Annotated in this window: 9 protein-coding genes; 5 read left to right on the forward strand and 4 right to left on the reverse strand. The window is 62.8% G+C overall.

What is annotated here, in order from left to right:
• Positions 1 to 197 precede the first annotated feature (197 nt).
• From ACFSJC_RS07580 to ACFSJC_RS07595, 4 genes are all read left to right on the forward strand, one after another.
• Positions 198 to 2,330 carry an HAD-IIB family hydrolase gene (locus ACFSJC_RS07580; RefSeq protein WP_386025334.1) on the forward strand — a complete coding sequence of 711 codons (2,133 nt, stop codon included), beginning with the start codon at positions 198 to 200 and terminating at the stop codon, positions 2,328 to 2,330.
• Complete coding sequence (locus ACFSJC_RS07585; RefSeq protein WP_386025336.1) at positions 2,327 to 3,169, forward strand: HAD-IIB family hydrolase; 843 nt, start codon at positions 2,327 to 2,329, stop codon at positions 3,167 to 3,169. Before ACFSJC_RS07580 ends, ACFSJC_RS07585 begins: the two co-directional genes overlap by 4 nt.
• Before the next feature lie 61 nt (positions 3,170 to 3,230).
• Entirely contained in the window at positions 3,231 to 4,124 is an 894-nt protein-coding gene (locus tag ACFSJC_RS07590) for a carbohydrate kinase family protein (RefSeq protein ID WP_386025338.1), read from the forward strand.
• Positions 4,125 to 4,148: 24 nt separating this feature from the next.
• Complete coding sequence (locus tag ACFSJC_RS07595) at positions 4,149 to 6,122, forward strand: amylosucrase (RefSeq protein ID WP_386025340.1); 1,974 nt, start codon at positions 4,149 to 4,151, stop codon at positions 6,120 to 6,122.
• Positions 6,123 to 6,216: 94 nt separating this feature from the next.
• Here the strand turns inward: ACFSJC_RS07595 and ACFSJC_RS07600 are convergent, their stop codons facing one another.
• Both ACFSJC_RS07600 and ACFSJC_RS07605 read right to left on the reverse strand, forming a co-directional pair.
• Positions 6,217 to 6,561: a phenylpyruvate tautomerase MIF-related protein gene (locus ACFSJC_RS07600; protein ID WP_386025342.1), complete on the reverse strand. Its 345-nt coding sequence runs from the start codon at positions 6,559 to 6,561 to the stop codon at positions 6,217 to 6,219.
• Between the two features lie 85 nt (positions 6,562 to 6,646).
• Entirely contained in the window at positions 6,647 to 7,459 is an 813-nt protein-coding gene (locus ACFSJC_RS07605; RefSeq protein WP_386025344.1) for a UDP-2,3-diacylglucosamine diphosphatase, read from the reverse strand.
• A 393-nt stretch (positions 7,460 to 7,852) separates the two neighbouring features.
• Between ACFSJC_RS07605 and ACFSJC_RS07610 the strand changes: the two genes are divergently transcribed.
• Positions 7,853 to 9,073 carry an argininosuccinate synthase gene (locus ACFSJC_RS07610; RefSeq protein WP_386025346.1) on the forward strand — a complete coding sequence of 407 codons (1,221 nt, stop codon included), beginning with the start codon at positions 7,853 to 7,855 and terminating at the stop codon, positions 9,071 to 9,073.
• Positions 9,074 to 9,176: 103 nt separating this feature from the next.
• Here ACFSJC_RS07610 and ACFSJC_RS07615 read toward each other — a convergent pair whose 3' ends face one another.
• Together ACFSJC_RS07615 and ACFSJC_RS07620 are read right to left on the reverse strand one after the other, a co-directional pair.
• Positions 9,177 to 10,349, reverse strand: a complete 1,173-nt coding sequence (locus ACFSJC_RS07615; protein ID WP_386025348.1) for a PQQ-dependent sugar dehydrogenase — start codon at positions 10,347 to 10,349, stop codon at positions 9,177 to 9,179.
• A gap of 49 nt (positions 10,350 to 10,398) precedes the next feature.
• Positions 10,399 to 10,830, reverse strand: coding sequence for a gamma-butyrobetaine hydroxylase family protein (locus ACFSJC_RS07620; protein WP_386025350.1), 432 nt, complete (start codon positions 10,828 to 10,830; stop codon positions 10,399 to 10,401).
• Between the last annotated feature and the right edge of the window lie 231 nt (positions 10,831 to 11,061).

Genomic DNA, 11,061 nt, shown 5'->3' on the forward strand with positions numbered 1-11,061 from the left:
CCCGGACAACACCACAAGATGCGCCATGCGCAAAAAGGCCGGATCACAGCGAAAAAATCGCGTTTTACATCGATAATCCGCGACTGGAGGACCGGCTCGGATTTGGAATCACGACGCTATCCCCGTATCTTAGAAGGGGTCGACGCGGTAAGGCGGCGCCGCGCTCTGCGGCCGCCGAGAACGAAAGGAAAGCCCTGATGTATATCCTGCTCCTAAGCATCCATGGACTGATTCGCGGCCATGACCTGGAATTGGGACGCGATGCCGACACAGGCGGACAAACCAAATATGTCGTCGACCTGGCCCGCGCGCTAGGCCGATGCGACGAGGTCACCCAGGTCGATCTGGTCACGCGACGCGTCCAAGATTCGGCGGTCAGCGCCGACTACGGCGAGCCCATCGAGACGCTCGGCGAAAACACCCGTATCGTTCGCATCGACGCCGGCCCGGACGGCTACATCCCCAAGGAGCAGCTCTGGGATCATCTGGACAGCTTCATCGACAACCTGGCGGCCTTTCTCCACGAACAGGGACGCTGGCCCGACATCGTCCACAGCCACTATGCCGATGCCGGCTATGTCGGCACCAATCTGGCCAGCCTCATCGGCGCCCCGCTGGTCCATACAGGACACTCGCTCGGTCGCGACAAGCGCCAACGACTGCTCGCGGCCGGTCTCGACAGCGATGAGATCGACGCCCGCTACAACATGCTTCGACGTATCGATGCCGAAGAATCGGTGCTCGCAAACGTCGATCTGGTCATCACCAGCACCCATAACGAGATCGAAGAGCAATACGGTCTCTACGACTGTTCGCGACCGGACCGCATGGTGGTCATCCCGCCCGGAACGGACCTGGAACGCTTCCATCCGCCGGCGAAGAACGACCCGCCGATACCCTTCGCCGACGAGGTCGCCCGTTTCCTCGACGATCCCAGCAAGCCCATGATCCTGGCGCTCTCACGCGCCGACCACCGCAAGAATATCGTCGCCCTGCTCGAAGCCTACGGCGAGTCCGCCGAGTTGCAGGAGCGAGCCAACCTGCTCATCGTCGCAGGCAACCGGGACGACATTCGCGAATTGGAGGAAGGCGCCAGAAGCGTTCTGACCGACATCCTCATCACGATCGATGCCTACGACCTTCACGGCAAGGTCGCCGTCCCCAAGCACCACGCCACGGACGAGGTTCCCGAGATCTTCCGCCTCACCACACTCAGCGGCGGCGTCTTCATCAACCCGGCGCTGACCGAGCCCTTCGGCCTGACCCTTTTGGAAGCAGCCGCCTCGGGACTCCCTCTGGTCGCCACCGAGAACGGCGGGCCAGTCGACATCATCGGCAACTGCGACAACGGAATCCTGGTCGATCCGCTCGACCGCACCGCGATTGCCGAGGCCCTGCTGCGCATCCTCAAGGACCGCGCGCTGTGGCAGACATATTCCGAAAAGGGACTGGTCGGCGTGCGCGCGCACTATTCCTGGCAAGCGCATGCCGAGGAGTATCTGCGCCGCATCGAGCCGTTGCGCACCAAGCACGAGCCGATCCCGGACACGCCGCCCATGCGGCGCAGCATGATCTATCGCGACCGCGCGCTGTTCACCGACCTCGACCAGAGCCTGCTAGGCGATCCGGAAGGCGTCGAGCAGTTCGTCGCCATGATGCGCAGAAACAAGCGTTGCGCCAATTTCGGCATCGTCACCGGGCGCCGTCTCGATAGCGTTCTCACCGAACTCAAGAAGCACCGCATCCCGATCCCCGACGTGCTCATCACCAGCCTGGGCACCGAGATCCATTACTCGGCGCGACTGGTGCCGGACGACTACTGGCACGATCACGTCGATCATCTCTGGAAACCCAAGGCGGTCCGCCGCGCGCTGCAGGACGTCCCCGGACTCATCCCCCAGACCAAGATCGAGCAGAGCTTCTTCAAGATCTCGTACCACTACGACCCCACGATCGCCCCGAGCGTCGAGGAGATCTCGACGCTGCTGCGCACGCGCGAGCTGACGGTGAACGTCGTCCATGCCTTCGGCCAATTTCTCGACGTCATCCCGGTCCGCGCCAGCAAGGGTCTGGCCGTGCGCTATGTTGCCCACCGTTTCGGCATCCCGCTCGAACATGTTCTGGTGGTCGGCGGCTCGGGCGCGGACGAGGACATGATGCGCGGGAACACCCTCGCGGTCGTGGTCGCCAACCGCCACGATGAGGAACTCTCCCAGCTCACCGAGATGGACAACATCTATTTCGCCAAACAGGCGCACGCAAAGGGGATCCTAGAGGCCATCGACTACTACGACTTCTTCCGTTCCTGCCGCGTTCCGGGGGCCTCATGATCCAGCCGCTTCTGCTCTGCACCGATCTCGACCGCACGCTCATCCCGAACGGAACCGAGCCGGAATCGCCAGAGGCCCGCGAGCGCTTCCGCCGCCTAGTCGCCAATCCGGCCATCACCCTGGCCTATGTCAGCGGTCGCGACCTCGGTCTGGTGGAATCGGCCATCACCCATTACGCGCTGCCCCGACCGGACTATCTGGTCGGCGACGTCGGAACCAGCCTCTACGCGCGCGTCGCCGACGACTGGCAACCCGTGGAGGAATGGGCGACCGAGATCAGCAAACATTGGGGAGAGGAAGGCCGCGCGCGTATCCGCGAGCTGTTCGCCGAGCAACCCGCGCTACGCCCCCAGGAACCCGAGAAGCAGGGGCGATTCAAACTCAGCTATTACACCGCCACGGACATCGACCCCGATCGATTGCGCTCGGAACTCTCCGCCATTCTGTCCGACGCGGCGATCCCCGCCAGCCTGATCTGGAGTCTGGACGCATTGGACGGCGTGGGCCTGCTCGACGTCCTCCCCGAACAGGCCACCAAATTTCATGCGGTGGATTTCCTGATGCGCAAGCTCGACCTAGACCATCGCGCAACACTGTTTTCCGGGGACAGCGGCAACGATCTGGAGGTGCTGACGAGTCACATCCCATCGGTACTGGTCGCCAACGCGCATCCTCGGGTTCGCCAAGAGGCGCTGGCACGCTCCAAGGAGCACGGATTCGAGGATCGGCTCTATTGCGCCAGCGGCGACTGGCAGGGGATGAATGGCAATTACAGCGCGGGAATCCTGGAGGGCGTCGGACATTTTCGCCCGGATCTCATCCCATTGATGGCGCCCTGAACAGCCAGCATAGACCGACAGTCAGCGCGCAAAACGTCGCACCAGAGGAGGAAACCCCATTGTGAAGACACCCTCAGTCTGTATCTTCGGCGAGGTGCTGCTCGACTGCTTCCCGGACGGTCGCCAGATCCTGGGGGGTGCCCCGTTCAACGTCGCCTGGAACATGCAAGCGTTCGGCGCCGCCCCGCGCTTCCTCAGCGCGGTCGGAACCGACGAGGCGGGCGAACGCATCCGCTCCGGCATGGTCGAGTGGGGCATGGACACGAGCGGCCTCCAGACCGACCCCAACCATCCGACAGGACGGGTCGAGGTCAGCGTTCACAACGGCGAACCCAGTTACGATATCCTCCTCGACTGCGCCTACGATTTCATCCGCACCCCCGAGGATACCGGGGACTGCGGGGTGCTCTATCACGGCACGCTCGCGCTGCGCCGCCCGGTATCGGCGGCGACGCTGCAGGCGATCAAGGCGTCCGCGCCCCATCAGGTCTTTCTCGACGTCAATCTGCGCGAGCCCTGGTGGTCGCGTGACGCAGCGCTGACCCTGGTCACCGAAGCGAACTGGGTTAAGCTCAACCGCGACGAGCTCCTGCGTCTGAGCGAGCCGAACGACGCCCGTACCGACATGATCGTGCTGGCTCGAACATTCCTCGATCGCCATCAGCTCAACGGCGTCGTGGTGACGCTCGGCGAGGCCGGCGCGCTCGCCCTCACGCCCGAGACCGAACCGGTTCTGGTTGCGCCCGAGCCAGCCCTGGAGGTCGTAGACACGGTCGGCGCGGGCGATGCCTTCGCTTCAGTGACCATCCTCGGCATCACGCGCGGCTGGCCGCTCGCGACGACCCTGGAGCGCGCCCAATCGTTCGCCTCCGTGGTTGTCGGTCAACGCGGCGCGACCGTCGCCGACCCCGAGTTTTACCGGCCCTTCATCGATCGATGGGGTCTCCACTCCTAGCCTCCACCGCCCTCTGGAGTCTGCATGTACGAACAGGTTTCACACGCCCTGCTGAACGATATCCTCGACGAGTTCAGCCATCGGGTCGTGCGTGAAGATTTACGCCATTTCTACACCCGCCTCGGCGCCAACTTCTACGCGATCCATTCGCTCTTCGAGCATCTCTACGGCCACCGCGAGGACTTCAAGGATCAGATGGTGGCGCTGACCGAGCGCCTGGCTCAGGCCTATATCGATCGGCCCCATGCGCTCAAACAGCTCGACATGGAGCGCGAGGAGAACCACAACTGGTTCCTAAGCCCGGAATGGGTCGGCATGGCCCTCTATCTCGACGGCTTCGCCGGCAACCTGGAGGGGCTGAACCAGCGCCTGCCCTACCTCCAGGAACTCGGCGTCAACATGGTCCACGTGATGCCGATCCTGCGCTGTCCGCTCGGGGCCAGCGACGGCGGCTATGCCGTGAGCGATTTTCGCAACATCGACCCGCGCGCCGGCACGCTCGAGGACATCGCCGCACTCTCGGACAGCATGCGCAAGCGCGGGATGCTGCTCACGCTCGACGTGGTGGTGAACCACACCTCCAACGAGCACGAATGGGCGCAGAAGGCACGCGAGGGCGACAAGACCTACCAGGACTTCTATTACGTCTTCCCGAACCGCGACGTGCCCGACATGTTCGAGGAGACCCTGCCCGAGATCTTCCCGGAGAACGCACCAGGCAACTTCACCTGGGACGAGGAGATGGGCAAGTGGGTGATGACGGTCTTCAACGAGTACCAGTGGGACCTCAACTACTCCAACCCGGCCGTCTTCATCGAGATGGTCGACATCATCCTGTTCTGGGCCAATCAGGGCGCGGATATCGTGCGGTTGGACGCGGTCGCCTTCCTATGGAAGAAGATCGGCACCACCTCGCAGAACGAACGCGAGGCGCACCTCATCCTGCAGCTGATGAAGGACTGCTGCCAGGTGGCCGCACCCGGCGTGCTGTTCATCGCCGAGGCCATCGTCGCCCCCTCGGAAATCATCAAATATTTCGGCGAGGACGCCGTCATCGCCAAGGAATGCGAGATCGCCTACAACGCGACCTTCATGGCCCTGCTGTGGGACGCGGTCGCCACCAAAAACGCCAAGCTGCTCGATCAGGGCATCAAAAGCCTGCCGCACAAGCTCGACCGCGCCACCTGGCTCAACTACATCCGCTGTCACGACGACATCGGTCTCGGGTTCGACGACGCGGACATCCGTACCTGCAACTACGATCCCTACGCCCACCGACGCTTCCTGGTCGACTGGTTCACCGGCGCCTTCGAGGGATCGCCTGCCCGAGGCCGCCCCTTCGGCGTCAATCACAAAACAGGAGACGCGCGCATCGCCGGCGCCCTGGCCTCGCTCGCCGGTCTGGAAACGGCCTTGGAGATCAACGATCCAGAGGCGATCGAGCATTCAGTCGAGCTGATCCTGACGCTGCACGGGATGATCCTCTCCTTCGGCGGCATCCCGCTCATCTGGTACGGCGACGAGATCGGAACCTTCAACGACTGCTCCTTCCTCGATGACGTCAACAAGGCGAACGACGCCCGCTGGATCCACCGTCCGCGCATCAACTGGGACCGCGCCGACCGGCGCTTCGATCACGGCACCGTCGAGCAGCGCATCTTCGACGGCCTCAAGCGGATGATCGCGGTACGCAAGAACACGCCGGCCTTCGCCGACTTCAACAACCGCGAGCTCATCGACGTCAGCAACCCGCATCTGTTCGTCTTTCTGCGCACCCACCCGACCATGCCGACCAACTCGGTGCTGGTCGTGGCGAATTTCGACCTGACGCCACAATATCTGGATCTGGAGGAACTGAGTCAGCGCGGACTCTTCCGTTACGGACAGCTGCAGGATCTGGTCACGGGCGACTCGCCCGCGCTCTTCAACAACCGAGTCGTCGTCCCGCCCTGTCATTTCTACTGGTTGGCGAACCAGCGCGCGCGCGCAACCTTCTAAGCGATATCCAGAAACGAATCTCCCCCGTAGATGCGGTAAGCGTGCGAACCGCATCGTTCGCAACCGATGCGGTCCTTTCTTTCGCAGAAACCGCCTAAAAGGTCCCGGAGTTCCACCCGAACAGATGACGCGGCGGGGAAGCGAACTCGATATAGACGCGCCCAGGCGGCACGGAGAGCAACTCGGACATCAGCCCGCAGAGGATGCGCGAGAAATCAGGCGTGCGATCCTCGGGCAACCCGAGACTCTTGAGTTCGAGATAGGCGGCCGGATCGAAGGATCCACCGAAGACGATGTCGCGCCCCTCTTCGAGCACGACCATCACATAGGACTCGGGCTTGCCGAGCATCTCGGCGAGCGCGCTCGAGGAGCGCGTAAGGAGCGCCTGACGCGCCTCGGGCGCAACGGCGACGTTGGTGAGAATGCGCAGTGTCGGCATGACGGTATCCCTCTCGGCGATGATGGAGACGCCCGATCATAGAGATCGGGCCGCATCGTGTCTCCCGCCCCGCGCCCCCCTCGATTCAACTGGCCTGAGCCAATACGACTGCTGGCTCCAATGTGGTAAGGGTCTCCGGATAGGCATCCGTCCACCGCAACAGTTCGAGCCGTCCGTCGTGATGCTCGACCAGCGCGGTGCAGCTTTCGACCCAATCGCCGCAGTTGCAATAGGAAATGCCCTCGACCTCGCGCATCTCGGCATGATGGATATGACCGCAGATCATGCCGTCCAGATTGCGATGCTGGGCCTCGGTCGCGACGGCACGTTCGTAGTTGCCGATATAGCTCACCGCATCCTTGACCTTGTGCTTCAGATAACCGGCCAGGGACCAATACTTGAGACCGAACAGAGACCGCACCCAACTCAGAATACCGTTGAGCGCCAGCAGATGATCGTAGGCATGCGATCCGAGCTTGGCCAGCCAGAGGCTGTTCTGCACCACCCCGTCGAACTTGTCGCCGTGCAGCACCAGGAAGCGCCGGCCGTCGGCGGTCGTATGCACCACCTCGTCGCGCACCACCACATCGCCGAAACGCGCACCCAGATGCTCGCGGAAGAGACCGTCGTGATTGCCCGGAATGAAGATCACCTCGGTCCCGCACCGCGCCTTGTCGAAGATCTCGCGCGCCACCTGATTGTGCAGCTCCGGCCAGTAGAGACCGCCCTTCATCGCCCAGAGATCGACGATGTCCCCGACCAGATAGAGCTGCTTGCATTGGGTCGACTGCAGGAAATCGAGCACGAAACGGGCCTGACAGCCCCGAAAGCCGAGATGGATATCCGACAGGAAAATGCTGCGGTACTTCAGGGGATGCATGCGCTTGATCTCGGACATCGCGGTAACCGCCTCTCACGCAATCTGGTGTTTGAAACAATGCCCGCCATATTCCACGAACTTTGTTTCAGACCGATTGAGAGCAGGTGAAGAGGCGATGAAGAATACTGATTTAATTCATTTTTCTGACAGCTCAATGTCAGAGTCATGGCGATCCGAAGACAATCGCCAGCGCACACACAAGAGCGTCCTGAGCCCCCTGATAGCGCACGATCGAAACGCAGCGGACCAACGGCGTGCCCCGGACCGGTTTAGCCGATCCGCATCGCGAAGGGCTTGAGCGACGAGAGGTCGAACGCAACCGAAACCGGAGTCTCCCGCAGCCCAGAGCGGCGTTCTATACTGTGCGATTGCCCGATGGGGCGTGTTAAACCGTAGATTTGGAGCAAGACGATGGCGCAGAGCGCAATCAAAAAGGTGGTCCTGGCCTATTCCGGCGGACTGGATACCTCAGTCATCCTCAAATGGCTGCAGGAGGAATACGGCTGCGAGGTGGTGACCTTCACCGCAGACATCGGTCAGGGCGAGGAGCTGGAGCCGGCGCGCGCCAAGGCGAAGGCGGCCGGCGTGAAGGAGATCTACATCGACGACCTGCGCGAAGAATTCGTGCGCGACTTCGTCTTCCCCATGTTCCGCGCCAACGCCATCTACGAGGGCGAGTACCTGCTCGGCACCTCGATCGCCCGTCCGCTGATCGCCAAGCGCCTGATAGAGATCGCCGCCGAGACCGGCGCCGACGCCATCTCGCACGGCGCGACCGGCAAAGGGAACGACCAGGTGCGCTTCGAACTCGGCGCCTACGGCCTCAACCCCGACATCAAGATCATCGCCCCCTGGCGCGAGTGGGACCTGCTCTCGCGCGAGAAGCTGATGGCCTATGCCGAGAAGCACGGCATCGCGGTCGAGATGAAACGCGACGGCAGCAAGTCGCCCTACTCCATGGACGCCAACCTGCTGCACATCTCCTACGAGGGCTACGACCTGGAGGATCCCTGGGTCGAGCCGGGCGCCGACATGTGGCGCTGGAGCGTCTCGCCCCAGGAGGCCCCGGACACCCCGACCACCATCGAACTCACCTTCGAGCAGGGCGACGCGGTCGCCATCGACGGCAAGCGCATGACCCCGGCCGAAATTCTGGCCGAGCTCAACCGCATCGGCGGCGCCAACGGCATCGGCCGCGCCGATATCGTCGAGAACCGCTATGTGGGCATGAAGTCGCGCGGCTGCTACGAGACTCCCGGCGGCACCATCCTGCTCAAGGCCCATCGTGCCATCGAGTCGCTCACCCTCGACCGCGAGGCCGCGCACCTCAAGGACGAGCTGATGCCGCGCTACGCCAGCCTGGTCTACAACGGCTACTGGTTCGCGCCCGAGCGCGAGATGATGCAGGCCGCCATCGACCAGACCCAGAAGGTCGTCAACGGCGAGGTCCGACTGAACCTCTACAAAGGCAACGTCATGGTCGCCGGCCGCAAATCAGCGACCAACAGCCTGTTCGACGCCTCCATCGCCACCTTCGAGGAAGACGCCGGCGCCTACGACCAGGGCGACGCCACCGGCTTCATCCGCCTCAACGCGCTGCGTCTGCGGGTGCAAGGCCGCAAGAAGGGCTGATTCGGGGAAATAGAAGAACCGCAAAGGCGCGAAGAACGCAAAGAAAGACTCTCAATGATTCTTTGCGCCCTTTGCGCCTTTGCGGTTCAAAATTTTTTGTAGCTCAGCCCCCAGGCAGAATCCGCAGCAACGCCCCGTCGGTCTCGTCCGTCAAAACATAGAGATACCCATCCGGTCCCTGGCGCACGTCGCGCACCCGCTTTCCGATCGTCAGCTTCTCCTCGCCGACCACCCGCTCCCCGTCGAGCCGGACGTGGCGGATCTGCCCGAAACTCAGCGAACCGGAGAAGAGATCGCCCGTCCAGCCCGGATAACGGTCGCCGCTGTAGAAGGCTAGCCCGCTCGGCGCGATCGATGGCGTCCAGACCACCTTGGGATCCGGCACGTCCGATCGGCTATGCACGTCCGAGATCGCCGGACCGAAATACTCCATGCTGTATGTGACCTCCGGCCAGCCGTAATTGCGACCGGGCGCGATCAGGTTCAGCTCGTCCCCGCCGCGCGCGCCATGCTCGCTCGCCCAGACCCGACCGCTCGCCGGATCGCGCGCCAGACCCTGGATGTTGCGATGACCATAGGTATAGATCTCGGCCCGCACACCGTCCTTTCCGGCCAACGGATTGCCAGGGAAGGGCTGCCCCTCATCGGTCAGCCGCACCAGCTTGCCGAAGTCCGTCCCCAGGTTCTGCGCCTGTTTGCGGATGTAAGCACCATCGAACGATAGTGGCGGATTGCCGCCGTCGCCCAGGCTCATCAGCAGACTGCCGTCCGGCAGCCACAACAACCGCGAGCCGAAATGGGCACCACCCTTTTTCGTGTCCGGATTCCGGAAGAGCACCTTCAGATTCGAGAGGCGCGCCCCGTCCTCTTCCAAGCGCGCCCGGGCCAGAACGGTACGGTTCGCCTCCTTGCTGCCCACGGCATAGGTCAGATAGATGAGCCGGTTGGTCGCGAAATCTGGATGAAGCGCAACCTCCATCAACCCACCCTGACCGAATGACAACACCTCCGGCACACCCGAGATCGGGGTCGGCACCAGCGTCCCACCCCGGATCAGCCGCAACCGACCGGGCCGCTCGGTGACCAACGCCGAGCCACCCGGCAACCAAGCGATGGACCAGGGATGCTCCAGCCCGTCGACGACCACCTCGGTCCGCCAATCGGACGCCTCCGGGACATCCCCTGTCAGCTCTACTTCAGCGGCCGTCAGAAACGTTGCCGGGAAGAGCAAGAAAGCCAGGAACAGCATTGGCCAATGCAGGTGTCGCATGCGCATGGTCATCCTCCTTCTCCAGGGTTAGGAATGCGGTTCAGGTCGAATCCGATCAACCAGCCGCCGTCTCGGGCAGACGCGAGGGAGACTCCCCGTTCGCCTTCAATGTCTCGAAGGGATCCGGTCCGGTGCGCTCATGCCCCGCATCCTTGAGCTGTCTCAGATAGTCGAACCAATACGGCTGCCAGGCACGCCCGAGCTTGTAGAGATAGCCCCAGTCGTAGAGCCCCGAGTCGTGCCCGTCGTCGAAGACGATCTTCAAGGCATATTGGCCGATGGGCAGCAGATCTTTGATGTTCACCGCCTCCTTGCCGACCTGGAGCTTCGCCGTCGCCGGAGAATGGCCGCGCACCTCGGCGGACGGCGAATAGACCCGCAGATACTCGCAGGGTAGGCAGAAACGTGCGCCGTCGTCGAAGGTGATGTCGAGGATGCGAGATTGCTGATGGAGCTTGATGTCGGTTGGGTGTGGGGTTTGGGTCATGGGATCACTGGATTTGGGTTGGGATTGGATAGTGGGTAGATAGGGGCGGTACGGGCTGATGGGATATGGGTGCGGCGAATGCCGAACGGGCGACCGTCGCGCCTAATGCGGCCAGCCATGAAGCCATGAGGCCCAGCTTGCCAACGCTGAAACTAAGGATTTAGGTGTTACGTCCCGTGTGATTATCTGCCGCGACGGAGCTATCCTTTGTTCCGTGCCCGCGAGGTGCTA

Source organism: Thiorhodococcus fuscus, assembly GCF_042682685.1.
Classification (GTDB): domain Bacteria; phylum Pseudomonadota; class Gammaproteobacteria; order Chromatiales; family Chromatiaceae; genus Imhoffiella; species Imhoffiella fuscus.

What these genes read in the sequence shown, in the direction of transcription:
- ACFSJC_RS07580 (WP_386025334.1), top strand. Translation starts at nt 198, where the DNA reads ATGTATATCCTGCTCCTAAGCATCCATGGACTGATTCGCGGCCATGAC.
- ACFSJC_RS07585 (WP_386025336.1), top strand. Translation starts at nt 2,327, where the DNA reads ATGATCCAGCCGCTTCTGCTCTGCACCGATCTCGACCGCACGCTCATC.
- ACFSJC_RS07595 (WP_386025340.1), top strand. Translation starts at nt 4,149, where the DNA reads ATGTACGAACAGGTTTCACACGCCCTGCTGAACGATATCCTCGACGAG.
- ACFSJC_RS07600 (WP_386025342.1), bottom strand. Translation starts at nt 6,561, where the DNA reads ATGCCGACACTGCGCATTCTCACCAACGTCGCCGTTGCGCCCGAGGCG.
- ACFSJC_RS07605 (WP_386025344.1), bottom strand. Translation starts at nt 7,459, where the DNA reads ATGTCCGAGATCAAGCGCATGCATCCCCTGAAGTACCGCAGCATTTTC.
- ACFSJC_RS07610 (WP_386025346.1), top strand. Translation starts at nt 7,853, where the DNA reads ATGGCGCAGAGCGCAATCAAAAAGGTGGTCCTGGCCTATTCCGGCGGA.
- ACFSJC_RS07615 (WP_386025348.1), bottom strand. Translation starts at nt 10,349, where the DNA reads ATGCGCATGCGACACCTGCATTGGCCAATGCTGTTCCTGGCTTTCTTG.
- ACFSJC_RS07620 (WP_386025350.1), bottom strand. Translation starts at nt 10,830, where the DNA reads ATGACCCAAACCCCACACCCAACCGACATCAAGCTCCATCAGCAATCT.